At 63.2% G+C, this 25,409-nt stretch carries 21 protein-coding genes, 1 other RNA gene and 1 pseudogene; 10 read left to right on the top strand and 13 right to left on the bottom strand.

Annotation, left to right across the window (positions count from 1 at the left end; translation table 11 throughout):
- Window positions 1-6: 6 nt before the first annotated feature.
- The 6 genes from leuE to grpE all read right to left on the bottom strand — a co-directional run bounded on the left by leuE (window position 7) and on the right by grpE (window position 6,852).
- Window positions 7-657 (bottom strand): leucine efflux protein LeuE, encoded by a 651-nt coding sequence (leuE, locus tag THL1_RS24470; RefSeq protein ID WP_145928442.1) that lies wholly within the window; start codon window positions 655-657, stop codon window positions 7-9.
- Between the two features lie 26 nt (window positions 658-683).
- A complete protein-coding gene (gene carA / locus THL1_RS24475; RefSeq protein WP_069085659.1) occupies window positions 684-1,820 on the bottom strand; it encodes a glutamine-hydrolyzing carbamoyl-phosphate synthase small subunit in 1,137 nt (378 codons plus the stop codon).
- Window positions 1,821-2,128: 308 nt separating this feature from the next.
- Window positions 2,129-2,932, bottom strand: a complete 804-nt coding sequence (gene dapB, locus THL1_RS24480; protein ID WP_069085660.1) for a 4-hydroxy-tetrahydrodipicolinate reductase — start codon at window positions 2,930-2,932, stop codon at window positions 2,129-2,131.
- Window positions 2,933-3,016: 84 nt separating this feature from the next.
- Entirely contained in the window at window positions 3,017-4,144 is a 1,128-nt protein-coding gene (dnaJ, locus tag THL1_RS24485) for a molecular chaperone DnaJ (protein WP_069085661.1), read from the bottom strand.
- Between the two features lie 124 nt (window positions 4,145-4,268).
- Complete coding sequence (dnaK, locus tag THL1_RS24490; protein WP_069085662.1) at window positions 4,269-6,182, bottom strand: molecular chaperone DnaK; 1,914 nt, start codon at window positions 6,180-6,182, stop codon at window positions 4,269-4,271.
- A gap of 100 nt (window positions 6,183-6,282) precedes the next feature.
- A complete protein-coding gene (grpE, locus tag THL1_RS24495) occupies window positions 6,283-6,852 on the bottom strand; it encodes a nucleotide exchange factor GrpE (RefSeq protein ID WP_069085663.1) in 570 nt (189 codons plus the stop codon).
- Between the two features lie 157 nt (window positions 6,853-7,009).
- Between grpE and recN the strand changes: the two genes are divergently transcribed.
- Window positions 7,010-8,683, top strand: a complete 1,674-nt coding sequence (gene recN / locus THL1_RS24500) for a DNA repair protein RecN (protein ID WP_069085664.1) — start codon at window positions 7,010-7,012, stop codon at window positions 8,681-8,683.
- 54 nt (window positions 8,684-8,737) lie between these two features.
- Here recN and fur read toward each other — a convergent pair whose 3' ends face one another.
- Window positions 8,738-9,142: a ferric iron uptake transcriptional regulator gene (fur, locus tag THL1_RS24505; protein ID WP_028629993.1), complete on the bottom strand. Its 405-nt coding sequence runs from the start codon at window positions 9,140-9,142 to the stop codon at window positions 8,738-8,740.
- 99 nt (window positions 9,143-9,241) lie between these two features.
- Here fur and bamE point away from each other — a divergent pair, with 99 nt between their 5' ends.
- Complete coding sequence (bamE, locus tag THL1_RS24510) at window positions 9,242-9,769, top strand: outer membrane protein assembly factor BamE (protein WP_069085665.1); 528 nt, start codon at window positions 9,242-9,244, stop codon at window positions 9,767-9,769.
- A 55-nt stretch (window positions 9,770-9,824) separates the two neighbouring features.
- Here bamE and THL1_RS24515 read toward each other — a convergent pair whose 3' ends face one another.
- Both THL1_RS24515 and THL1_RS24520 read right to left on the bottom strand, forming a co-directional pair.
- Window positions 9,825-10,145 carry an RnfH family protein gene (locus THL1_RS24515; RefSeq protein ID WP_069085666.1) on the bottom strand — a complete coding sequence of 107 codons (321 nt, stop codon included), beginning with the start codon at window positions 10,143-10,145 and terminating at the stop codon, window positions 9,825-9,827.
- Window positions 10,138-10,572 carry a type II toxin-antitoxin system RatA family toxin gene (locus tag THL1_RS24520; RefSeq protein WP_069085667.1) on the bottom strand — a complete coding sequence of 145 codons (435 nt, stop codon included), beginning with the start codon at window positions 10,570-10,572 and terminating at the stop codon, window positions 10,138-10,140. Before THL1_RS24520 ends, THL1_RS24515 begins: the two co-directional genes overlap by 8 nt.
- A 153-nt stretch (window positions 10,573-10,725) precedes the next feature.
- Between THL1_RS24520 and smpB the strand changes: the two genes are divergently transcribed.
- Complete coding sequence (gene smpB / locus THL1_RS24525; RefSeq protein ID WP_028629989.1) at window positions 10,726-11,205, top strand: SsrA-binding protein SmpB; 480 nt, start codon at window positions 10,726-10,728, stop codon at window positions 11,203-11,205.
- Window positions 11,206-11,252: 47 nt separating this feature from the next.
- Here smpB and THL1_RS24530 read toward each other — a convergent pair whose 3' ends face one another.
- Complete coding sequence (locus THL1_RS24530; protein ID WP_069085668.1) at window positions 11,253-12,020, bottom strand: FCD domain-containing protein; 768 nt, start codon at window positions 12,018-12,020, stop codon at window positions 11,253-11,255.
- A gap of 325 nt (window positions 12,021-12,345) precedes the next feature.
- On the opposite strand from THL1_RS24530, the gene THL1_RS24535 reads away from it, so the two are divergent.
- The 4 genes from THL1_RS24535 (at window position 12,346) to THL1_RS24550 (ending at window position 18,588) form a co-directional block, all read left to right on the top strand.
- A complete protein-coding gene (locus THL1_RS24535) occupies window positions 12,346-14,031 on the top strand; it encodes a lactate permease LctP family transporter (protein WP_069085669.1) in 1,686 nt (561 codons plus the stop codon).
- 75 nt (window positions 14,032-14,106) lie between these two features.
- Window positions 14,107-15,252: an FMN-dependent L-lactate dehydrogenase LldD gene (gene lldD / locus THL1_RS24540; RefSeq protein WP_069085670.1), complete on the top strand. Its 1,146-nt coding sequence runs from the start codon at window positions 14,107-14,109 to the stop codon at window positions 15,250-15,252.
- 58 nt (window positions 15,253-15,310) lie between these two features.
- Entirely contained in the window at window positions 15,311-18,124 is a 2,814-nt protein-coding gene (locus THL1_RS24545) for an FAD-binding and (Fe-S)-binding domain-containing protein (RefSeq protein ID WP_069085671.1), read from the top strand.
- Window positions 18,125-18,342: 218 nt separating this feature from the next.
- On the top strand, window positions 18,343-18,588 hold the full coding sequence (locus tag THL1_RS24550) for a hypothetical protein (RefSeq protein ID WP_069085672.1): 246 nt from the start codon (window positions 18,343-18,345) through the stop codon (window positions 18,586-18,588).
- 39 nt (window positions 18,589-18,627) lie between these two features.
- Here the strand turns inward: THL1_RS24550 and THL1_RS24555 are convergent, their stop codons facing one another.
- A complete protein-coding gene (locus THL1_RS24555) occupies window positions 18,628-21,546 on the bottom strand; it encodes an ATP-binding protein (protein WP_069085673.1) in 2,919 nt (972 codons plus the stop codon).
- A gap of 284 nt (window positions 21,547-21,830) precedes the next feature.
- On the opposite strand from THL1_RS24555, the gene ssrA reads away from it, so the two are divergent.
- Window positions 21,831-22,205, top strand: a transfer-messenger RNA (tmRNA) gene (ssrA, locus tag THL1_RS24560).
- 85 nt (window positions 22,206-22,290) lie between these two features.
- On the opposite strand, the gene THL1_RS24565 is transcribed toward ssrA, so the two are convergent.
- Window positions 22,291-22,614 carry an XRE family transcriptional regulator gene (locus THL1_RS24565; RefSeq protein ID WP_069085674.1) on the bottom strand — a complete coding sequence of 108 codons (324 nt, stop codon included), beginning with the start codon at window positions 22,612-22,614 and terminating at the stop codon, window positions 22,291-22,293.
- Window positions 22,615-23,110: 496 nt separating this feature from the next.
- Here THL1_RS24565 and THL1_RS24570 point away from each other — a divergent pair, with 496 nt between their 5' ends.
- Window positions 23,111-23,740, top strand: coding sequence for a LysE family translocator (locus tag THL1_RS24570; RefSeq protein ID WP_069085675.1), 630 nt, complete (start codon window positions 23,111-23,113; stop codon window positions 23,738-23,740).
- Between the two features lie 387 nt (window positions 23,741-24,127).
- Window positions 24,128-24,298, top strand: a pseudogene (locus THL1_RS29280) (response regulator transcription factor); the annotation flags it as partial.
- Window positions 24,299-24,504: 206 nt separating this feature from the next.
- On the opposite strand, the gene THL1_RS24575 reads toward THL1_RS29280, so the two are convergent.
- Complete coding sequence (locus THL1_RS24575; RefSeq protein ID WP_069085676.1) at window positions 24,505-25,338, bottom strand: MurR/RpiR family transcriptional regulator; 834 nt, start codon at window positions 25,336-25,338, stop codon at window positions 24,505-24,507.
- Window positions 25,339-25,409 lie beyond the last annotated feature (71 nt).

Here is a 25,409-nt window from a genome sequence, read left to right on the forward strand (position 1 = left end):
CAATAATCAGGACAGGGTTGCGGTGGCCAGCTTCACGCCAAAGCCGACGAACAGGGCGCCGACGCCGCTGGAAGCGCCGGCAGCCAACCGTTGCCGCCGGCGGAACCAGGCCGCCAGACGCACACCGGAAAAAATCAGGAAACTCAGGTAAAGGGCGCTGATGACTTCGAGGATCGCGCCCAGCACCAGGAACGACACCCCGGGGTAGGCGTATCCCGGGTCGACGAACTGGATGAAGAAGGACACGAAGAAGAGGATCGCCTTGGGATTGGACAGACTCAGCAGCAGCGCCTTGCGGAACGGCTGATTGACGTCCATTTCCTTCGCCGGAACAGCGTGCTCGACCGGCTGGCGCAACTTCTGCCAGCCACCCCGGAGCATGCCGACGCCCAGATAGAACAGGTAGGCCGCGCCAACGTACTTCAGGCCGAGAAACAGCATCGGTTCGGCCTTAAGCAGTGAGGCGATTCCCAGTGCCGACAGCAGCATCAGGATCGCATCACCGAGGAACACCGCGCTGGCCGCCCGGTAGCCGGCGCCCACGCCGCGCTGGGCGGCGGTGGCGAGCACGAACAGCGAGTTCGGCCCCGGCAGCAGGACGATGAACAGCGTACCCAGGACATAGGTCCAGAGGTCGGTGATCCCCAGAGTCGGCATCATCTTCGCAGGCCTCTTCAGCGGTCTCAGCGACGCTCAGCCATCGCCGCGATGAAGCGGTCGAACAGCGGCGCCACGTCGTTCGGGCCAGGACTGGCTTCCGGGTGACCCTGGAAGCTGAAGGCGACCTTGTCGGTACGCTCGATACCCTGCAGGGTGCCATCGAACAGCGACTTGTGGGTGGCACGCAGATTGGCCGGCAGGGTCGACTCATCCACAGCGAAACCGTGGTTCTGGCTGGTGATCATCACCACGCTGGAATCCAGGTCCTGCACCGGGTGGTTGGCGCCATGATGGCCATGGCCCATCTTCACGGTCTTGGCACCGGAGGCCAGGGCCAGCAACTGGTGACCGAGGCAGATGCCGAAAACCGGAGTCTCGGTGTCGAGGAACTCGCGGATAGCCTGGATGGCGTAATCGCACGGCTCGGGGTCGCCAGGGCCGTTGGACAGGAAGATACCGTCCGGATTCAGCGCAAGCACTTCACTGGCCGGGGTCTGGGCCGGCACCACGGTCAGGCGGCAGCCACGGGCCACCAGCATACGCAGGATGTTCAGCTTGACGCCGAAGTCGTAGGCCACCACGTGATACGGCAGGTCGCTGGCAGCAATTTCCGGATGGCTGTCGGTTTCCAGATTCCACACGCTGGAGCGCCACTCGTAACGCTCCTCGCAGGACACGACCTTGGCCAGGTCCATGCCTTTCAGGCCAGGGAAGCTGCGCGCCAGTTCCAGTGCTTTCTCTTCGGTGGCGTCATCACCCACGAGGATGCAGCCATTCTGCGAACCCTTTTCGCGCAGGATGCGGGTCAGGCGGCGAGTATCGATGCCGGCAATGGCAACGGTACCGTTTTCTTTCAGGTAATCCGGCAGCGACTGCTTGCTACGCCAGTTGCTTGCGAGCAGCGGCAGGTCGCGAATAATCAGGCCGGCGGCCCATACACGACTAGCCTCGGCGTCCTCCGGCGTGGTGCCGGTGTTGCCGATGTGCGGATAGGTCAGGGTGACGATTTGCTGGGCATAGGAAGGATCGGTAAGGATTTCCTGATAGCCGGTCATGGCAGTGTTGAACACTACCTCACCGATGGTATGGCCATCGGCCCCAATGGCGTCGCCGCGAAAAATGCTGCCGTCGGCAAGCGCGAGTATGGCTGGCTTAGTCAAGAAGACCTCCCGTAGATCAAGGCTGAAGCAAACGCAGGTTGTAAAAAAGCGGGATGACGTTGATACCGTCACCCCGCTTTTTTATCTGAGCCATTTCTGCGTAACTTTTAGTGGACACACTAAAGCTGCAGTTTATAGGAATGCGTCATTTCGGTCCACCCGAAAGACATCCCATCTAACAATCCAGCGATCGCGCGAGCTAGAGAGCAACAAGGCGGAAACAGCTGAGGAAGCGGAGTTTACGACTGTAAATGAGCATTCCGAAGCTGTTGCCAACGCCGTTACTCCGACGCGCAGCCGATCGCGCATCAGCGAAGACCGAGCACATCCTGCATGTCGTACAGGCCCGCGCCCTGCCCTTCAAGCCAGAGCGCAGCACGCACCGCGCCCCGAGCGAAGGTCATGCGACTGGAGGCCTTGTGGGTAATCTCGACGCGCTCACCGTCCGCAGCAAAGAGGACGGTGTGATCGCCCACCACGTCACCTGCACGCACGGTGGCAAAGCCGATGGTGTCCCGAGCCCGCGCACCGGTCTGACCTTCCCGACCGTACACAGCCACCTTGGACAGGTCGCGCCCCAGCGCGTCGGCCACCACCTCCCCCATGCGCAGCGCAGTGCCGGACGGCGCATCCACCTTGTGGCGGTGGTGCGCTTCGATGATCTCGATGTCCACCTCATCACCCAGCACGCGAGCGGCGGTATCCAGCAGCTTGAGGCACAGGTTCACGCCGACGCTGAAATTGGCCGCGAAGACGATCGGGATTTCCCTGGCGGCAGCCGCCAGCAGCGCCTTCTCTTCAGCAGAGAAACCGGTGGTGCCGATCACCATGGCCTTACCGGCCTGACGGCAAACCTCCAGATTTTTCAGGGTCACTGACGGATGGGTGAAATCGATCAGCACGTCGAACTCATCGGCCACCTTGGCCAGATCGCCCGACAGCGGCACACCGATTCGCCCCAACGCAGCCAGCTCACCGGCATCGGCGCCGACCAGGGTGCTGTCCGGACGATCGATGGCGGCAGTCAGACCGGCGCCCTGCGCCTGCTGAACCGCCTCGATCAGGTTCTTGCCCATGCGCCCAGCGGCGCCCATCACAGCAATACGTCGCATAAAAGTAAGCTCCAAGCTGGAAGCCCGAGACAGGAGGGCGCCCCCGAGATGCGCGACCCCGGCCTCCGCCCTCCAGCTCATCGTTTAGAGATCGCCGAAGAAGCGCTTCATGCCTTCGAACCAGCTGCTGGCCTTGGGCGAATGGGAGCCATCGTCCTGCAGCGACTTGCGGAACTCCTCAAGCAGTTCGCGCTGGCGCTTGTCCAAGTTGACCGGTGTTTCCACCACCACCCGGCACATCAGGTCGCCGGCACCGCCGCCACGAACCGGAGCCACGCCCTTACCACGCAAGCGAAACAGCTTGCCGGTCTGGGTCGCTTCCGGAATCTTCAGCTTGACCCGGCCATCCAGGGTCGGAACTTCAAGTTCGCCCCCCAAGGCAGCGTCTGCAAAGCTGATCGGCACTTCACAGTAGAGATGCTTGCCATCGCGCTGGAAGATCGGGTGCTCACGCACATTGACCACGACATAGAGGTCGCCGGCCGGCCCGCCCAGGGCGCCGGCTTCGCCTTCGCCGGTGAGGCGGATGCGATCCCCGGTATCGACACCGGCCGGCACCTTCACCGACAGCGTCTTGTGCTCTTCCACGCGCCCCTGGCCATGGCAACTGCCGCAAGGGTCGCTGATCATCTTGCCGCTACCGTGGCAGCGCGGGCAGGTCTGCTGCACTGAGAAGAAGCCCTGCTGCATGCGCACCTGACCAATACCGCCGCAGGTGGTGCAGGTGACCGGGCTGGTACCCTTCTTGGCCCCCGAGCCATCGCAGGTCTTGCAGTTGACCAGGGTGGGGACGCGAATGGTCACCGTGGTGCCGCGCACCGCCTCTTCCAGATCCAGCTCCAGGGTGTAGCGCAGGTCGCTGCCACGCTGCGGACCGCCACGCTGGCCTCCACGCTGTCCACCGAAGAAGTCGCTGAATACGTCACCGAAGATGTCGGAGAAGCTGGCGCCACCGAAGCCAGCACCGGCGCCCGCGCCCATCTGCGGGTCTACCCCCGCATGACCGTACTGGTCGTACGCCGCACGCTTGCTGGCGTCGGACAACACTTCGTAGGCCTCGTTGGCCTCTTTGAATTTATCCTCGGACTCCTTGTCCCCCGGATTACGGTCCGGGTGGTGCTTCATCGCCAGCCGGCGATAAGCCTTTTTCAGCTCGGCCTCGCTGGCGCCACGCTCAACACCGAGGATCTCGTAAAAGTCACGTTTAGCCATAGGTTTCCTGCACTCTCGAATTCACCAGCCCCAGACGCGCCAACGCGGGAGCAAGCTCCCGCGTGACGGATCAGGCGTACGGGGCGAAAGTCCCCGCACGCTGAGGCGGAAGCAAGCGTGACACTTACTTGTTTTCCTTGACCTCTTCGAACTCGGCGTCAACGGCATCGTCGCCAGCCTTGTCCGCGCCCGAGGCTTGCGGCTGTTCACCGGCCTGGGCCTGATCGGCGTACATCTTCTGTGCCAGCGGGGTGGAGGCCTGGGACAGTGCGTTCATCTTGGCTTCGATCTCAGCCTTGTCGTCGCCCTTCACAGCCACTTCCAGCTCACCCAATGCTTTCTCGATGGCAGCCTTCTCCTCGGCGGTGGCCTTGTCGCCAGCCTCGGTGATCATCTTGCGAGTGGCATGGACCAGCGCGTCCCCCTGGTTGCGGGCAGCGGCCAGCTCTTCGAACTTGCGGTCTTCCTCGGCGTTGGCCTCGGCATCACGCACCATCTGCTGGATTTCTTCCTCGGACAGGCCGGAGTTCGCCTTGATCACGATGGACTGTTGCTTGCCGGTGGCCTTGTCCTTGGCGGACACGTGCAGGATGCCGTTGGCGTCGATGTCGAAGGTCACTTCGATCTGCGGCACGCCACGCGGAGCTGGCGGAATCTCGGCCAGGTCGAACTTGCCCAGGGACTTGTTCTGAGTAGCCTGCTTGCGCTCACCTTGCAGCACGTGAATGGTCACGGCGGACTGGTTGTCATCGGCAGTGGAGAACACCTGCGACTTCTTGGTCGGGATGGTGGTGTTCTTCTCGATCAGCGCGGTCATCACGCCACCCAGGGTTTCGATACCGAGGGTCAGCGGGGATACGTCGAGCAGCAGTACGTCCTTGACGTCGCCGGCCAGCACCGCGCCCTGGATGGCAGCACCGATGGCGACAGCTTCGTCCGGGTTCACGTCCTTGCGCGGCTCTTTGCCGAAGAAGTCAGCGACTTGCTTCTGCACCTGCGGCATACGGGTCTGGCCGCCAACCAGGATCACTTCCTGGATGTCGGACACGTCCAGGCCGGCGTCTTTCAGGGCAATGCGGCAAGGCTCGATGGTGCGCGCAACCAGGTCTTCCACCAGGGCTTCCAGCTTGGCGCGGGAAATCTTCACGTTCAGGTGCTTCGGACCGGTCTGGTCTGCAGTGATGTACGGCAGGTTGACGTCGGTCTGCTGAGCGGAGGACAGCTCGATCTTCGCCTTCTCGGCAGCTTCCTTCAGACGCTGCATGGCCAGGGGATCGCCCTTCAAGTCCATGCCGGACTCTTTCTTGAACTCTTCAACGAGGTAGTCGATCAGGCGCAGGTCGAAGTCTTCACCACCGAGGAAGGTGTCGCCGTTGGTGGCCAGCACCTCGAACTGGTGCTCGCCGTCGACTTCGGCGATTTCGATCACCGACACGTCGAAGGTACCGCCGCCCAGGTCATAAACGATGACGGTGTGGTCACCCTTGGCCTTATCCATGCCATAGGCCAACGCAGCCGCGGTCGGCTCGTTGATGATGCGCTTGACGTCCAGACCGGCGATACGGCCGGCGTCCTTGGTGGCCTGGCGCTGGCTGTCGTTGAAGTAGGCCGGAACGGTAATCACTGCTTCGGTCACCGGCTCGCCGAGGTAGTCTTCGGCGGTCTTCTTCATCTTCTTCAGCACTTCCGCAGAGATTTGCGGTGGCGCCATTTTCTGGCCCTTCACCTCGACCCAGGCGTCACCGTTGTCGGCCTTGGCGATCTTGTAAGGAACCATCTTGATGTCTTTCTGTACGACGTCTTCTTCGAAGCGACGACCGATCAGACGCTTCACCGCGTACAGGGTGTTCTGCGGGTTGGTCACCGCCTGACGCTTGGCGGACTGGCCCACCAGGGTCTCGCCGTCGTTGGTGTAGGCGATGATGGACGGCGTGGTGCGAGCGCCTTCAGCGTTCTCGATCACCTTGACGTTGCCGTTCTCCAGGATGGCCACGCAAGAGTTGGTGGTCCCCAGGTCGATACCAATGATTTTGCCCATATTCTCTCTCCCGAAACTTTGGATTCTCCGCGGCCTCGTTTTACGGACCGCGGCAGCACATAAACGCTTGATCTAACAGATGGGGGCCCGAAGCCGGATTTCAAGCCTGCTCGTCAATCGACGGCGGCGTGGCACTCGGTGCCTTGCTGACCACCACCATGGCGGGGCGCAGCAGGCGACCATTGAGCAGGTAGCCCTTCTGGAACACCTTGAGCACGCTACCCGGTTCGACATGAGTGCTTTCTTCCATGGCCATGGCCTGGTGGTGCTCAGGATTGAAGGGCACACCGTGGGGGTCCACAGCTTCCAGCTGGTGACGCTTAAGTGTGTCGTGGAGCAGCTTGAGGGTCAGCTCCATGCCTTCGCGCACCGCCTTGACCGTCTCGTCGGTAGCACTGGACAGCTCCAGGCCGCGCTCCAGGCTGTCGACGACCGGCAGCAGGTCGTTGGCGAACTTTTCCAAGGCGAACTTGTGCGCCTTCTCCACATCCTGCTCGGCACGGCGGCGGATGTTCTGCAGCTCGGCGGCAACGCGCAGCGACTGATCCTGGGCCGCAGCCAACTGCTCTTCCAGCACCTGCACGCGGGTGGCGAGATCTTCGCCGGATGCGGCTTCAGCAGCAGGATTCGCTTCGGGGGTCTGGGTATCCAGGGTCTGTTCGTCGGCCATGCTTTCCTCCTCATACAAGACAGCTGCGGGCAATGACCCGCCGATATGTCCGCCTATATGGGGGCCGCAATTTGTCGGTTCAAGGGGTAAAGGCAATTGTCAGCCAGAAAACAAACACTGTATAAATAGCCAGCCATCTCAGCGCGGGAGTCGCACCATGCTGGTACACCTGTCGATCCACAACTACGCCATCGTCGAACACCTGGACCTGGAGCTCGAAGGCGGCATGTCCGTGATCACCGGCGAAACCGGCGCCGGCAAGTCGATCATGCTCGACGCACTCGGCCTGACGCTGGGCGATCGCGCCGACAGCGGCGTGGTGCGCCCCGGCGCCGACAAGGCCGACATCCTCGCCAGCTTTGATGTCAGCAGCATTGCCGAGGCCCGCGACTGGCTTGCCGAACGCGATCTCGAACAGGATGGCCCGTGCATCTTGCGTCGCGTAATCACCGCCGAAGGCCGCTCCCGCGCCTACATCAATGGCACCCCTTGCCCGCTCGGCGACCTGAAGAGCCTCGGCGAACTGCTGATTGATATCCATGGCCAGCACGAACACCAGTCCCTGCTCAAAGCCGACACCCATCGCCGCCTGCTGGACGAATTCGCCGGTTCCAGCGACCTCGCCCGCCAGGTGCAGTTGGCCGCCCAGCGCTGGCGGCAAACCCGCCAGGAGCTGGAACGCCTTTCCCGCGCCGGCGATGAACAGCGCGCCCGCCACCAACTGCTGAGCTACCAGCTGGACGAACTGGAGAACCTCGCCCTGGGCGAGAACGAGCTGGAACAGTTGGAGCAAGAGCACAAGAACCTAACCAACGCGGAGAGCCTGCTGGCCGCTTGCCGGCAGGTCACCGACATGTGCAGCGAGAGCGATGCCGGCAACGTGCTCAGCGCCCTGACCGCCAGCCTCAATCGCCTCACCGCCTTCCACGCCCAGCCCGGCGCACTGGCAGAGGCGGTCAATTTGCTCTCCAGCGCACAGATCCAGGTCGAGGAAGCCATGGGCGAGCTCAATCGCTTCCTCGATCATTTCGACGCCGATCCGGAACGCCAGCAGACACTGGAAGAACGCCTCGACAGCATCTACACCCTGGCGCGCAAACACCGGGTCCAGCCGGGCGAGCTGGCAGAGCTTCAACAGAAACTGCTGGATGAACTGGAAGCCCTCAACGCCGACGATGAGGCCGCCGAGCGTCTGGCCGAGGAATTGGCCGCCTATGAGCGTCACTACCGGGAGAAGGCCGGCGAATTGAGTCAGCTGCGCGCAAATGCAGCCGGACGACTGGCCGGAGCAGTGGAGGCGGAAATGCAGCGCCTGGGCATGCCCGGCGGGCGCTTCAGCATCCAGCTGCACGCCGGCCAATCGGAAGAGCCCCAGCAACACGGCCTGGAACAACTGGAATTCCTGGTCAGCGCCAACCCCGGCCAGCCGCTCAAGGCCCTGGCCAAAGTGGCTTCCGGTGGCGAGCTGTCGCGTATCAGCCTCGCCATTCAGGTCATCACTGCACAGACCTCCCGCGTGCCTACCCTGGTCTTCGACGAAGTGGACGTAGGCATCGGCGGCCCCACCGCCGAGGTAGTGGGCCAGCTGCTTCGCCGCCTTGGCGAGCGAGGCCAGGTGCTCACCGTCACCCACCTGCCACAAGTGGCCGCCCAAGGCCACCACCACCTTTTCGTGCACAAGGAGCGCGGCACCGAAGAAACTCGCACCGCAGTGGCCAAGCTTCAGGAGGCTCTCCGCATCGAAGAGATCGCCCGGATGCTGGGTGGCGTCGACCTTACCGAGGAGTCCCTGGCCCACGCCAGAAAGATGGTGACCAGCGCCCAGCACTGATCACCCGTAAAGAAAAAGGCGACCTGAAGGTCGCCTTTTTTGTACGCAATGCGCTTACTTCTTCTTGCGCACGTAAAGCACCAGGTTGTGGTCGACCAACTCGAAGCCACGCTCCTTGACGATCTCCTTCTGGCGCTTCTCGATTTCCGGATCGAAAAACTCGATCACTTCACCACTGTCCACGCACACCATATGGTCGTGGTGACCGCTGTCGGCCAGCTCAAATACAGCATGGCCGCCGTCGAAGTTGTGGCGCACCACCAGGCCCGCCGCTTCGAACTGGGTCAGAACCCGGTAGACAGTGGCCAGGCCGACATCTTCACCGGCTTCCATCAGGGCCTTGTAAACGTCCTCCGCGCTCATGTGGCGTTGCTCGGTGGAATCGAGCATCTGGAGGATCTTGACCCGAGGCAAGGTCACCTTCAGGCCGGCTTTACGCAGTTCGTTGTTTTCAACCATGGTCGGCTTTCTCGAGGAATGCGGCTTTCGCAGCTTCCCTTAATGCAGGTATGATCGGGACTTTTGATGCCCAGCCAAGATAGTGGAAGTCTCCCCTTGATGCAAAACACCAAGCTCCTGCTGACCAGCCTCTCATTCGCAGGCTTGCTCGCACTCGCCGGTTGCTCGTTTCCCGGGGTCTACAAAATCGACATCCAGCAGGGCAACGTCGTTACGCAGGACATGATAGACCAGTTGAAGCCCGGAATGACCCGGCGTCAAGTGCGGTTTATCATGGGCAATCCCCTGATCACCGACACCTTCCACGCCAATCGCTGGGATTATCTCTACAGCATCCAGCCGGGCGGCGGTCAGCGCCTGCAGGAACGCGTCAGCCTGATGTTCGACGGCAACGACCAACTCATCGGCCTGGCCGGCGACTTCATGCCCGGCGTGAGCCGTGACGAAGCGATCCTCGGCAGCGAAAGCACCACCACCCAGGCCAAGCCGGAACAACCGGCCGAGCAGCCCAAGGCCGAAGAGCCGGCCGCACCGGGCTCGCTGCTGGAGAAGATCCAGAAGGAAGTGGACAGCGCAGAACCTGTACCCGTCCCGATTCCGGAACCGCTGGAAACTTCGCCGCAATAACACGCGGCAACAAAAAAGCCCGGGCCTTGGTCCCGGGCTTTTTCATGGGCGGGAATCAGGCGTCCCGCTCGCCAGCACGAACCTGGGCCGCCTTGGCCGCGCGCTGCTTGCGCACTTCCTTGGGATCGGCAATCAGCGGCCGGTAGATTTCGAGCCGATCCCCCTCCTCCAACAACCGCTCTTCCGGCCTGGGCAGCGCCTTGCCGAAAATCCCGAGCGGGCAGCCGGCCAGATCCACATCCGGAAACTTCGCATCCAGACCCGAGCGCAGGACCGCTTCGCGAGCATTGATCCCCCTGGGCAACGCCAGGCGCATCAACTCCTGACGTCCGGCCAGCGCGTAGACCACCTCGACCCAGATCACGCCCTCAACCATAAAGCTGCTTCGCCCGCTGACAGAAGGCATCCACCATGGTGTTGGCAGCTTGAGTGAACAACGGCCCCAGGGTGGCCTTAATGATCGGGCCGGCGTAGTCGAACCGCAGGTCCAGGCTGATCTTGCAGGCCGTGTCGCCCAGAGCCTTGAAATGCCAGACACCGTGCAACTGGCTGAAAGGGCCCTCCTCCAGGTTCATCTCGATGGTCTTGCCATTGTGCAGCTTGTTACGCGTCACGAAGCGCTGGCTGAGACTGCCCTTGGAGACTTCGAGGCGGGCGAGCATATGGCTCTCGCTCTCCTCCATCACGCTGGCGGCGGAACACCAGGGCAGGAATTCCGGGTAGCGCACCACATCGTTGACCAGGTTGTAGAGCGCCTGTGCGGGGTATGGCAGCAGGGCGGAGCGCTGGATATGGGTGGTCATCTTGGCCTCGAACGGGGTTCCGGGCCACGTCGCGCGGGCAGGCGCAGGGCCGGGCTGATCAAAAAAGTGCCGCATTGTCGGGGATTCAACGACATCGCTCAAGCCTACGCCGCCGTAGCCGCGCCGTCTGCGACTCCCTATAATGCGCCGCCTATGGCTAAGCAAAAGAAACATCCGGAAGGCACCATCGCCCTCAACAAGAAGGCGCTGCACGACTATTCCATCGAACAGAAATTCGAAGCCGGGCTGGCACTCGCCGGCTGGGAAGTGAAGAGTCTGCGCGCCGGAAAGGCACAGCTGGTGGACAGTTATGTGCTGCTCAAGGACGGCGAAGCCTGGCTGCTCGGCAGCCACATCACCCCACTGAAGACGGCCAGCACTCACGTGATTGCCGACCCGGTGCGCACCCGCAAGCTGCTGTTGCACAAGCGCGAGCTGGGCAAACTGTTCGGCGCGGTGCAGCAGAAGGGCTACGCCTGCGTGGCGCTGTCGATCTACTGGAAGAAGCACCTGATCAAGTGCGAGATCGCCCTGGCCAAGGGCAAGAAGGAATTCGACAAGCGCGCCACGGAGAAGGAGCGCGATTCCGACCGCGAAATTGCGCGGGCCATGCGCACCAAGGGCAAGGAATAAGCCCTACCCAGAAGAACGCCGGGCACTGCCCGGCGTTTTTGTTTGCCTCAGATACCCTGCCGCCGCTGCGCGCGAGCCAGCCGCTGGGCTTCCAGCTGCGACTCTTCCAGCACTTCCTGCACGTACTGGATGTGCTGATGGGATATCTCCCGCGCCTCCTCGGCACGCCCCGTTATGATCGCCTCGTAAAGCGCACGGTGCTGCGCGGTCAACATTCCGCGAGTCTCGCCTCGCTGCAGGTACATCCCGCCGATGTTGGTCACCACATTGTGCTTTAGCAGGTCGAACAGCCCGCGAATGGTGTGCAGCAGCACAGCGTTGTGGCTGGCCTCGGCAATCGCCAGGTGGAAGCGCGCATCCGCCGCCCCCTCATCCGCCCGGGTCGCCTTGCTGCCCGGCGCATAACAGGCCTGCAGCGTCTCAAAGGCCTCGGTCAGCCGCTCGTGGTCCACCGGCGTCGCCCGTTGAGCCGCGTAGTAGGCACAGGAACCCTCCAGCGTATGACGAAACTCCAGCAGGTCGCGCTGGGCTTCCGGGTTGCTTTCCAGTAGCTGCAGCAACGGATCGCTGAAGGTCGCTCCCAGCTCGGCCGTCACATAGTTGCCACCACCCTGACGACTGACCAGCAACCCCCTGGCCACCAGTTTCTGGATCGCTTCACGCAGCGAAGGACGCGACACGCCGAACTGCTCGGCCAATGCGCGCTCAGCCGGCAGGCGCTCACCCGCCTTCAAGGTGCCTTCGAGGATCATCGCCTCGAGCTGGCTGACGATATCGTCCGACAAACGGCGCTGACGTACCTGACCGAATCCCATTGCTCTACCCACCCTTCCACGCCACCACGGGCGGCCTTCTGACACGGCGCCTGCGGCGCGCGACGCGGCAGCCTAACCAGCCCGCCTGCCCCGCACAAGAAGCGCACATTCCAGCCGCCGCTCGACCAAAGTCGCAACGCGGCAAATTGACACAAGGATAGCTCGGCTTTTACTCTGAGCCGTCGATTTTGTAAATTGGTCTTACCAATTTAACCGACATACAGCGCCGACTCGGTCTTCGCCTGCCGCAGCGCCACAAGCGCAACGGTCTCCGCCCGATCCGGCTAACAGGCACTCCAAAAAATAATTAGGGAGCCACCCCACGATGCAAACCTGGCAGCAGATCTATACCCCCCTCGGCAGCCTCGGGCTGTCGGCGCTCGTTGCACTGATTCCGATCATCTTCTTCTTCCTGGCCCTGGCGGTGTTCCGCATGAAGGGCTACATCGCCGGCACCATCACCCTGGCGCTGTCCCTGGCAGTGGCCATCTTCGCCTTCCAGATGCCGGTGGACATGGCCTTCGCCGCCGCAGGCTACGGCTTCGCCTACGGCCTCTGGCCGATTGCCTGGATCATCGTCGCGGCGGTGTTCCTCTACAAACTCACGGTCAAGAGCGGCCAGTTCGAGGTGATCCGCAGCTCGGTGCTGTCCATCACCGATGACCAGCGTCTGCAGGTTCTGCTGATCGGCTTCTCCTTCGGCGCCTTCCTCGAAGGCGCGGCCGGCTTCGGCGCCCCGGTGGCCATCACCGCCGCACTGCTCGTGGGCCTCGGCTTCAACCCGCTCTATGCGGCCGGGCTTTGCCTGATCGCCAACACCGCGCCGGTGGCCTTCGGCGCCCTGGGCATCCCGATCATCGTCGCGGGCCAGGTCACCGGCATCGACGCCTTCAAGATCGGCGCCATGACGGGTCGCCAGCTGCCGCTACTGTCGATCATCGTGCCCTTCTGGCTGGTCGCCATGATGGACGGCTGGCGCGGCATCAAGGAAACCTGGCCAGCAGCCCTGGTGGCCGGCGCCAGCTTCGCCATCACCCAGTACTTCACCTCCAACTTCATCGGCCCGGAGCTTCCCGACATCACCTCCGCCCTGGTGAGCCTGGTGTCCCTGACCCTGTTCCTCAAGGTGTGGCAGCCCACGCGCGCCGAAGACCGCGAGGTGGTTGGCGTGTCCGGCGGCGCAGCCGTAATGGGCGGCTTCGGCGGCCCGCGCAGCACCACCCCGTCGCCCTACAGCTTCGGCGAGATCCTCAAGGCCTGGTCGCCCTTCCTGGTACTGACCGTGCTGGTGACCATCTGGACCCTGAAACCCTTCAAGGCCATGTTCGCCCCGGGCGGCGCACTAGAGCAGTTCGTCTTCCTGATCGCCATTCCGCACCTGGACCAACTGGTGATGAAAGGCGCACCAATCGTGGCCGCCGCCACCGCCATTCCGGCCGTATACAAGTTCGACCCGGTATCCGCCACCGGCACCGCGATCTTCTTCTCGGCCCTGATCTCCATGGGCATCCTCGGGATCCACATCAAAAATGGTCTGACCACTCTCAAGGAAACCTTCGTCGAGCTGAAATGGCCGATCCTGTCCATCGGCATGGTGCTGGCCTTCGCCTTCGTCACCAACTTCTCCGGCATGTCCACCACCCTGGCGCTGGTACTGGCCGGCACCGGCGCGGCCTTCCCATTCTTCTCGCCGTTCCTCGGCTGGCTGGGCGTGTTCCTGACCGGCTCGGACACCTCGTCCAACGCGCTGTTCGGCTCCCTGCAGGCCACCACCGCGCACCAGATCGGCGTCAACGACACCCTGCTGGTAGCCGCCAACACCAGTGGCGGCGTGACCGGCAAGATGATCTCGCCGCAATCCATCGCCGTGGCCTGCGCCGCCACCGGCATGGTCGGCAAGGAATCCGACCTGTTCCGCTTCACCCTGAAGCACAGCCTGATGTTCGCCGCCATGGTCGGCCTGATCACCCTGGCACAGGCGTACGTGTTCACTGGCATGCTCGTTCACTGACGGTGCGTCCGGGCTGCGCACCGACGCAGCCCGGTTCCTTTTCACTGCCCTGAAGCCAAGAATCGGATCGAATTCATGATCATTTCCGCCTCCACCGACTACCGCGCCGCCGCCCAGCGCAGGCTCCCGCCCTTCCTGTTCCACTACATCGACGGCGGCGCCTACGCCGAGTACACCCTGCGCCGCAACGTCGAAGACCTGGCCAGCATCGCCCTGCGCCAGCGCGTGCTGCGGAACATGTCCGAGCTGAGCCTGCAGACCCAGCTGTTCGACGAAACCCTGTCCATGCCGGTGGCGCTGGCCCCGGTGGGCCTGACCGGCATGTACGCCCGCCGTGGCGAAGTACAGGCGGCCAAGGCGGCGGCAGCCAAGGGCATCCCCTTCACCCTCTCCACCGTTTCGGTCTGCCCGATTGAGGAAGTGGCGCCGGCCATCGACCGGCCCATGTGGTTCCAGCTCTACGTGCTGAAAGACCGTGGCTTCATGAAGAACGCCCTGGAGCGCGCCAAGGCAGCCGGCGTGACCACCCTGGTGTTCACCGTCGACATGCCGGTGCCCGGCGCCCGTTACCGTGACGCCCACTCCGGCATGAGCGGCCCCAACGCGCCGCTGCGCCGCATGCTGCAGGCCATGACCCACCCCAACTGGGCCTGGGACGTGGGCCTTTTGGGTAAGCCCCACGACCTGGGCAATATCTCCGCCTACCGTGGCAACCCCACGGGCCTGGCCGACTACATCGGCTGGCTGGGTGCCAACTTCGACCCATCGATCTCCTGGAAAGACCTGGAGTGGATTCGCGACTTCTGGCAAGGCCCGATGGTGATCAAGGGCATCCTCGACCCCGAAGACGCGAAAGACGCGGTGAAGTTCGGCGCCGACGGCATCGTCGTCTCCAACCACGGCGGCCGCCAGCTCGACGGCGTACTCTCCAGCGCCCGCGCCCTGCCGGCCATCGCTGATGCCGTCAAAGGCGACCTGAAAATCCTCGCCGACTCCGGCATCCGCACCGGCCTGGATGTAGTGCGCATGCTCGCCCTCGGCGCCGACACCGTGATGCTCGGCCGTGCCTTCGTCTACGCTCTGGCCGCAGCAGGCGGCGCGGGTGTGAGCAACTTGCTGGACCTGATCGAAAAGGAAATGCGCGTGGCCATGGTGCTCACCGGCGCCAAATCCATCGGCGAGATCAGCGCCGACTCGCTGGTACGCGAACTCGGCCGCTGACCGGCCACCCAACTCCGGCGGGCCGCCCGCGGCCCGCGACAAATAGACGGGACACCGCATGAGCCTGCCGATTCCTTTCCTCAACACCGTCGAACGCCTGATTCCCCACGAGCGGCGTTTCGACGACCCGCTATCCACCCTGGCCTTCGGCACCGATGCCAGCTTCTACCGACTGATCCCCAAGCTGGTGATCCGCGTCGAGAGCGAAGCGGAAATCATCGCCCTGTTGAAAGCCGCCCACGCCGAACTGGTCCCGGTCACCTTCCGCGCTGCCGGCACCAGCCTCTCCGGCCAGGCCATCAGCGACTCGGTGCTGCTGGTGCTGGGCGACAACTGGAATGGCCGCGATATCCGTCAGAACGGCGCGCAGATCCGCCTGCAACCCGGCGTCATAGGCGCCCAGGCCAACGCCTGGCTCGCCCCCTTCGGCCGCAAGATCGGCCCCGATCCAGCCTCGATCAACGCCTGCAAGATCGGCGGCATCGTCGCCAACAACGCCAGCGGCATGTGCTGCGGCACTGCCCAGAACAGCTACCACACCCTGGCCGGCCTGCGCCTGATCCTGGCCGACGGCACCCTGCTGGATACCGAGGACGCCGCCAGCGTCGCTGCCTTCCGCCAGAGTCATGGCCCGCTACTGGCGGAACTGGCCGAACTGGGCCGGCGGACCCGCGCCAACACCGAACTGGCCGCGAAGATTCGCCACAAATACCGCCTGAAGAACACCACTGGCCTGTCACTCAATGCGCTGGTCGACTTCGACGAGCCGCTGGATATCCTCAGCCGCCTGCTGGTGGGCTCCGAAGGCACCCTTGGCTTCATCAGCGCAGTCACCTACAACACCGTGCCCGACCACCCGCACAAGGCCAGCGCGCTGATCGTCTTCCCCGACGTGGAAAGCTGCTGCAAGGCCGTGACCCTGCTGAAGAGCCAGCCCGTCTCCGCGGTGGAGCTGCTGGACCGCCGCAGCCTGCGTTCGGTCCAGAACAAGCCCGGCATGCCCGAATGGGTGAAAGGGCTTTCGGCCAACGCCTGCGCGCTGCTGATCGAATCCCGCGCCGCCAGCCAGAGCCTGCTGCACGAACAACTGGCGCAGATCATGGCGTCCATTGCGCACTTCCCGCTGGAGCAGAAGGTCGATTTCAGCGAAGACCCTGCGGTCTATAACCTGCTGTGGAAAATCCGCAAGGACACCTTCCCCGCCGTTGGCGCCGTGCGTCAAACCGGCACCACGGTGATCATCGAGGACGTCACCTTCCCCATCGAGCTGCTGGCCGAGGGCGTCAATCGCCTGCTGGCCCTGTTCGACAAGCACGGCTACGACGAAGCGATCATTTTCGGCCACGCCCTGGAAGGCAACCTGCACTTCGTCTTCACCCAGGGCTTCGACAGCCCCGAACAGGTCGCCCGCTACGCAGCCTTCATGCAGGACGTGGCGCAACTGGTGGCGGTGGAATTCGGTGGCTCGCTCAAGGCCGAACACGGCACCGGGCGCAACATGGCGCCTTTCGTCGAGCTGGAATGGGGCCACGACGCCTACCAGTTGATGTGGCAGATCAAACGCCTGCTGGACCCGCGCGGCATCCTCAACCCGGACGTGATCCTCAGCGAAGACCGCGACATTCACCTCAAGCACCTCAAGCCGCTGCCAGCAGCCGACGAGATCGTCGACAAGTGCATCGAATGCGGCTTCTGCGAACCGGTGTGCCCGTCGAAGGGACTGACCCTGAGCCCGCGCCAACGCATCGTGATCTGGCGAGACATCCAGGCGAGGCAACGGGCCGGCGTCGATACCACGGAGCTGGAGCGGGCCTACCAGTACCACGGCATCGACACCTGCGCCGCCACCGGCCTCTGCGCCCAGCGCTGTCCGGTCGGCATCAACACCGGCGACCTGGTGCGTAAGCTGCGTGCGAAAGAGGCCCATCACACCGGCAGCGCCAGCTGGCTGGCCGGCCATTTTGCCGCGGCCCTCCAGGTCGCGCGCCTGACCCTGCGGGTCGCCAACGGTGCGCGCCGCGTGCTGGGCACACCGCTGCTGGAAAAGACCTCCGGTGCTCTGCGCCAGCTCTCCGGCAATCGCCTGCCGCAGTGGACACCCGCCCTGCCCCAGGTGGCGGCGCCCATCCACTTCACCCCGCCAACCGCCGACAACCGCCCCCGCGTGGTCTACCTCGCAGCCTGCGTGTCCCGCGTCATGGGCCCGGCCGCTGGCGATCGCGAGCAGATGCCGCTGATCGACAAGACCCGCATGCTGCTAGAGAAGGCCGGCTACCAGGTGGTGTTCCCGGAAAACCTGGACAGCCTCTGCTGTGGCCAGCCCTTCGCTTCCAAGGGTTACGCCGAACAGGCCGAAGCCAAGCGTCGCGAACTGGTGGACGCCCTGCTCGCCGCCAGCCGCGGTGGCCTTGACCCCATCTACTGCGATACCAGCCCCTGCACGCTGCGTCTGGTACAGGACGGCCTGGATGCGCGACTGCAACTGTTCGACCCGGTTCGCTTCATCCGCAGCCACCTGCTGGAACGGCTGGAATTCACGCCACAGGAGAAGCCCGTCGCCGTCCATGTCACCTGCAGCACCCAGCATCTGGGGGAGGCGCAGGGGCTGATCGACATCGTCAAACGCTGCACCCGTGAAGTGGTCGTGCCAGAAGGCATCCACTGTTGCGGCTTCGCCGGCGACAAGGGCTTTACCACCCCGGAGCTGAACGCCCATTCACTGCGCTCACTGAAGGACGCCGTGCAGATCTGCGACGAAGGCATCTCCACCAGCCGAACCTGCGAAATCGGCCTGACCCAGCACGGCGGTATCGACTACCACGGACTGGTCTACCTGGTGGATCGCGTCACCCGCCCCCGCGCCGGCCTCTAGTCGCACACTCTCGTAGCTCTGCGGTGGCCGCCCGGCCCAACCTAGGAAAGCCGGTAGACACTTCCCTAATCCGAACGCTGCCCGCCCCGGCGGGCAATAAACCTGTAGGAGCGAATTCATTCGCGAATTACCGCTCCGCTACCCCAGCCCCAGCAGCCCGGCACAACCCCGGGGCTTACCTATACTGCTTAGCGGTCAAACCGAAAAGGAGGTCCGACATGCGTCGAATTGCCGTTTTGCTTGCTGCCGCCCTGCTCAGTGCACCGGTTTTCGCTTCACATTGCCCTGCGGACATGGCGAAGATCGACCAGATACTGAAGAGCGATCCACCTGCAGACACCGCCGTACTCGATCAAGTGAAAAAGCTCCGCGCCGAAGGCGAAGAGCTGCACAAGTCCGGCGATCATGCGGAATCCGAGAAAGTGCTGGGCGAAGCCCTGAACCTGCTGCAATCCAGCGAGTAACGCGTTGCTCAGGATCTGGCGCGAGCCAGATCCTGATACTCAGGCCTCCTGCCCCAACAGGGACATCGCCATCCGGCGAACCTGCTTGAGATCCACCGGTTTGCTCAGGCAGGCGTCGGCGCCTCGGCGGCGAGCTTCGGCCAGAAGCTTCTCATCCACCGCAGCGCTCACCACCAGTACCGGCGTCATCGCCAGGCGCGGGCTGGAACGCACGAAGTCGAGCACATCCAGGCCGTCGCCATCGGGCAGGTCCAGGTCCAGCAACAGCAGCGACGGCGTGATATCCGCCAGCAACCCGAGCGCCTTGCCCACCGACCCCGCGCCGCGCACCTCGGCCATATCCCGCAGCCCTTCCTGCAACACCTTGAGGCAGGCTGGGTGATCTTCCACGCAGAGCACTTTGGGTAACGTTGGCGGCTCCGCCTCCTCCGGATTGGCCAGCGCGGGCGGTTCGAAGTCATCGGGCGCGGCGAGGCTGGGCAGGTCGATCCAGAAGCGGCTGCCGATATCCGGGGCACTGCTGAAGCCCATTTCGCCCCCCATCAGCTCCGCCAGCTCGCGGCACAACACCAGGCCGATGCCCGTGCCGGGAATGGTGGAGTTCTCGCGTCCCAGACGCTGGAACGGCTGGAACAGCATGGCCTGCTGTTCCTGACTGAGCCCCGGCCCGCTATCGGCCACCCAGAGGCGCACGGCAGCCGGGCGCACTTCGTAGCCCATGTTCACCATGCCCTGCGGGCTGTTGTATTTCACCGCATTGGACAGCAGGTTCAATATCACCTGGCGCAGGCGCCGGGCATCGGCCATCACATGCAGCGACGGCACCGGCGGCGGCATCTGCTGCAATTGCAGGTGGCGAGCCTGCAGCTCGGGCTGGATCAGCTCGGCGCAACTGGCCAGCAACGGGCCGACATCCACCGGCTTGAGCTGCAGTTTCTGGCGACGGTTCTCGATGCTCGACAGGTCGAGGATGTCATCCACCAACGACGTGAGGTGGCGGCTGGCATTGACGATCTCCTGGGCGTAATCGCCCTCCACCTTCCGGTCTTCCTGCCCTTCCGCCTCCAGGGCGATCAACTGGGCGAAACCGTTGATGGCATTGAGCGGCGTGCGCAGCTCATGGCTCATGCTGGAAAGGAAGCGGCTCTTGGCCTGGCTAGCCGCCTGGGCTTCGCGACTGGCGACGCGCAGCTCCTCTTCCACCTGTTTGAGCCGGGTAATGTCCACATGGGTGCCGGCCACCCGCAGCGCGCGGCCGTCAGAGTCGCGTTCCAGCACTTTGCCGCGGCTGAGCAGCCAGGCGTAGCGGCCCTCGACATCGGCAAAGCGGTACTCGGCGTCGAAGTTATCCTGGTCACTGATCGAGAACAGCATGCGCAGGCGGCGAACGCGCTCTACGTCATCCGGATGCACGCGGGCGTTGAACTCAGCGAAGCTGATGGTTTCGCTGCGTAGGCCGAAGCGCTTCACGAAGCGCCCGCTCATCTTGATCGAGAGCGTGATGGCGTCCACTTCCCAGAGGCTTTCCGTGGTGCTTTCCAGGACCAGGTCGAGGTTGCGGCGCGCCTCCAGCCGTTCCTCTTCGCTGGCCTGCAACTGCGCACCGCTGAGCTGCACCGCTTCCGCCAACGCCTGCAGCTCGGCTATCCGGCTGTTGGGCGCCGGCGGGCGGAAGTCGCCCTGGCCTATGCGCTTCATCATCCCCATGATCCCGGCCATGGGCGTGGCCAGCTCGCCACTGAGTCGCCGCGAGCGCGACCACATCCAGGCGAAGAACAGCGCATAGAAGAAGCCCAGGCCGGCGATCAGCAGGTAACCGATCTGCTGGTAACGCTCGGCGAGGCGGTTGGTTTCCTTGAAGATATTGGCCTCGTCCACCACCATCATCAGCCGCCAGCCGGTCTGCGGAATCTCAGCCCAGGCCACCAGCTGCTTGCGCCCCCCCAGCTCCACTTCCTGCACATTGCCCTTGCCGGCGGCCATAGCCTCCAGCAGCGGCTGCATCTCGCGGTGGCGGGCCAGGTTGAAGTCCTCGGGCTTGAGCACTTCGCGGCGCACGGCCTCGTCGTAGGAGAAGCGGGTCAGCTCGCGCAAGCCGAAGTCCCGCTCGCCCGCTTCCGGCAGCGCCATGATGCTGTGGTCGCGGCTCACCAGCATGGCGTAGCCCTGCCACGGCACCTTCAGGCTGCCGATCTCACCCAGCATCTGCCCCACGGTGATATCCAGCCCCACCACCCCTTCGAGGAAGTCGCCGCGGTACACCGGGGTAATCGCCGACATCATCCAGCCAAGGCCGGCCGGGTCGAGGTAAACGTCTGTCCAGACCGTCTTGCGTTGCGGGTTGTGCTTGGCGTCAGCGAGGTAATAGAAGTTGTAGTTGGGTATCACCATGTCATGGGGATACTGCTCGGGGGTCATGAAGAAGGGAAAGATGCGGTTGTAGCTGTCCCAACTGTTGAAATAGACCGCCGCCACCAGCGGGTTGGCCTCGCGGATGGAGCGCATCAGCGGATCTACCTGGGACAGCCGCATGACCTTTTCGTGGTCCTGCTTCTCCAGCGGCGTGCTGCTGGCGTAGAAGGATGCGGCACGGCCATCGTCGGTGCGGGTATAGAAGACGCCGTCCGAACTCATCACGTGGCGCCGGCGCTCCACTTCATCGGGCGCGAAGTTACGGTCCTGGAGCGCACGGCCCACCGCATCGCGGAACAGCCGGGTGGGCATCTCGATGCCCTGCAGGCGCATGTCGATAACCTTGCCTTCGCGCACCACTGCGCTGCTCAGGTCCTCCAGAGCGCTCTGCTGCAGGTAATCCACCTGCGCATCGCGGATCGCACTGTTGGTCAACAGATAAGCCGTGATCAGCACCGATTCGACCAGAATCAGCGGGATCAGGGCACTCTGTACGAAGGCGCGCCAGATCCACTGGCGCAAGGGAGTTCGGGCAGAACGCGGCATGGCGACGTCTCGGCTCAAAGGTCTTCCTGACAATAGCCTGCAATCATATAGCAAGCACCCATGACATTAGGTTCAGTACCAAAACTCGTCGAGCGAAGGTCCAGCAAGGCGAGCTCGGCCGAAGACACGCAGTTTACGCATTGTAACTGAGCAGTCTGAGCTCGATTTCAACGCGGCATCACCGATGCACAGACAGTTCACGTGCCGAACCTGGGGCAAATGCGTGGTCGACGCTGCCCGCCTTATGCCGTAGAATCGGCCCTGTTGTACACCCTGCAGTTCTTGGGGCCGATTAGGATTCGACGCCGGTAACAAAACTCTAGGGGCATGCCGAGCTGGTAGCAGACCTCGTAAATTAGCTGCTGCAAACTATTAGTTGCCAACGACGACAACTACGGGGCGGCCCTCGCGGCCTAACCCTTCTGGCGGCCTCGGCTGCCAGCAGTCATGAGGGGATGCCTGTAAACCCGAAATGACTGTCAGATAGAACAGGATCGCCGCCAAGTTCGCTGTAGACGTAACGGCTAAAACTCATACAGCTCGCTCTGAGCACCCTGCCAGTCGGGCCGCAAAGAGCTAACTCAGTAGACTTGGCTAAGCATGTAGTCCCGAAAGCGGAGAGCTGGCGGACGGGGGTTCAAATCCCCCCGGCTCCACCAAAAACCACGACTAAGCCCCTGATTTTCCTAGCGAATTTCAGGGGCTTTTTCGTTTCTGTCTTGATGTGTCGAAGAAGTGTCGAACTCAGCCGTGGCGCTCATCGAGGTCCGCGAAATTGCTGATCTTCACGGCACCGTCAGGAAAGCGTGCGATCACCTCCAGCTGCCCGCCCATTGCCTCGATGTGGCTGCGCAGGGTGGAGATGTACATATCGGTGCGTTTCTCCATCTTGGCGATGGCAGGCTGCTGCACATGCAACACCTCGGACAGCATCTTCTGCGACAAGCCCCGCGCCTGGCGAAGCTCGTTCAAGGGCATCTCGGCCAGCATCTCCTGAGCCCTGGCTTCAACCCGCGCCCTGGCTTCAGGCGACATCTTCTCGCGCAGTGCATCAAATTTCTTAGCCATCGATCAGGCCCTCCTTTCGAAGCTGTTCCAGGTGCTCGTCGTACAGGCGGTCAGCAACAGGAACATTCACGTCGTACCAGCGATCGTCTCCGGTCTCGTCTCCAGCGATCAACAGAATCGCCGAGCGTCTTGGGTCGAACGCTTAGAACGTCCTCAGCGGGCGCCCATCGTACTGTGTTCTCAACGCTCTCATGTGGCTATGCCGTGAGCTGTTGATGCCGCTGCTATGGGGAAGCCCAGCGATAGGCGACGACCGAGCATCGTACCCCCGGGACGAACTGGCGTTGTGTTTGTTCACGCGTAGACGCCGGCGTCTTGCCATCAATATCGATACCTTCAACGTCGCTCAGGGCCGCGATCGACTCCACACCAAGTGCCGTACGCTTCGGGCAAAGCCGAGCACTTTGACAATGACCGGGTCATCGAAATACAAATTGAGGCCTGACTCTATTTTCCTCATGCTCATGCCCCTCAGGATCATTGGAGATTCCGCTTGATGGATGCCTCTACGCTCTTCCTTTACGTCATCGCGGTTAGCGCGGTGATGATGACGCCCGGACCGTCGATGCTGCTGGCGCTTAGCAATGGCGCGTCCCATGGGATGCGCGTTGCGTCCTTCGGCATGGCGGGCGCGGCGTTGTCGGACCTTCTCCTGATCGGCGCCGTCGGCTGTGGCCTGGGGGCCTTGCTTCAAGCCTCCGAGCAGTTGTTCTCACTGGTCAAGTGGGCGGGCGCCGCCTACCTGCTTTACCTGGCCTGGGTGCTCTGGCGTGCGCCGACTCGGTCGCTGTCCGAGGCGTCAGTACCGAGTGCGGCGAGGGGGCGGTCGGCCTTTCTGCGGGCGCTCTCCGTTGGGCTGTCCAACCCTAAGGGCCTGCTGTTCTTCTCGGCCTTCCTGCCGCAGTTCATCCGGCCCGCGGAGCCGGTCGCCCAGCAGTATGTAATCCTGGCCGTGACCAGCGCCCTGATCGACTGCGTGATGATGAGCCTTTACGCCCTTGGCGGGCGTCATGCGATGCGCCGGTTTTCCGCAAGGGTGATGCAGTGGATCAACCGCAGCTGCGCCGGCATCCTGGCAATGCTTTCCCTGGGCCTGGCCCTGTATCGCCGCAGCGAGTCGCGCTGACGCCCCGAGATCGAGCTGCCAGGACAAGCTGGCGCAGGCGCGCTCCAGCTGTTCGGCGCTCTTGCACTCGGCGAAGAGCGTCCGCGTTCGACCCAGGCGGCGTTTCCCAAAAACAGCCTAGGGGCCAAGATTCAGCGCGGACGAGACATGCCAGCAGCCAGAAGACGCTCGCCAGCCCCAATCTTTGCACGCTGAAAAATAGGCCGCGGCCAGCGGGTGCCCGGCCGACCGAGCCGCCGAAGCAGCCCAGGCCCGTGTGAAAGATGAAAGTCAGCAACGTCCACACCCCGCTCAACAGCAGGATTTGTTCCGCGATCATGCCTTTGGCTGGCACTGACGCCTCACCCTACCAAGGAAGCATCGAGCAAGGAGTTACGGGTTGAGCGAGCCCTCGAACAGTTCGGCTCGGGCGTCCTGAGCGCTCGCGAACTGGAAATCGCCCGCCTGGTTCTGCGAGGAAACTCTTCCAAGGCCATTTCTGCCGAACTGAAGATCTCAACCGACATGGTCAAGGCGCACCGGCGCCACCTGTACCCGAAGCTCGGCATCAGCTCGTAATCCGAACTGTGCAGCCTCTTCCTGAAAGCGCTCGGGTAGGCATCAACATTCGTCGAACGCGGATGTGCTTCTTGTCGCCTGGAACTCCTGCACCTGGTCGACGGTGCACACGGCGCACCCTACCGATTCAGCCCCGTCGCTCTATCCAGTTTCGTAGGGTGATCACGCTTCACCGATCCACCATTCGTACCCCAGGCAGCGCCGGGCTAGGGACGATAGAGCTTGAGGCTCTCGACCCGTGCCCGATAGGCCACCAGGCGCTCCTTGAGTTGCCCCTTGTGCTCGGCCGCCACGCAGTGCAGCAGCACGTTGAGGGCACTGGTCAGGCCGCCGGTGGACTCGAGAATCAGCCCGGTCTTGGTCTTCATGGTGACGATATGCGGCGTGTCGATGTGCCGGGCGATGCCGTATTCGTCGGTGAACACCACCAGGTCCGTGCCCTGTTTCAGGCAGTTGTTGGCAAAGGCGATTCCCGCGTCGGCATAGGGTGCGATGTCGACCAGGATCACGCAGCAGCGCTGGCCGTGGCTGTCGATCCACTGGCCGAGCACGCCGCTGTACAAATCGAGGAATTCCACCCCGGAACGCACCAGGGCAAGCCGATTGGCGAAGTCCTCGGCCAGTCCGCGGATGGTCTGGAAACCGCAGACGAACACCCGCTCGGCCTGACTGACGCGCGCGACGATGTCACGCCAGTGCTGGCTGCCGAGCTGGGCGGCGAACTCGCGCAGCGCCGCCATCTCTTCGTTGAGGTGGGCCAGCAGATCTTCCGATTGCTCGACCCGCTCGATCAGCGCGGTGTTGAGCAGCGACTGCACACGCACCTCATCACGCAGTTCCTCCTTCAGGCTCTTCAATCCCTTGTAGCCGAGACGACGCAGGAAGCGGCTGACCGTGTTCGGGCTGACGCCGCTCTTAGCCGCCAGGGTGGCGCCGTTCTCAAAGGCGAGGGTCTCCAGATTGGCCTGGATGTAGGCCCACAGCGTGCGCTCGGCCGGCGTCAGCTTGCCTTCAACGTGTTCCATCTTGCTATCGAGCATCCCCGTCCCTCAGCTGTGAAAGAAATTTTCTGACATTAAAATGTCAGAGTATTGACCTTTGGAAGAAATAT

Source organism: Pseudomonas sp. TCU-HL1 (assembly GCF_001708505.1).
Classification (GTDB): Bacteria; Pseudomonadota; Gammaproteobacteria; order Pseudomonadales; family Pseudomonadaceae; genus Metapseudomonas.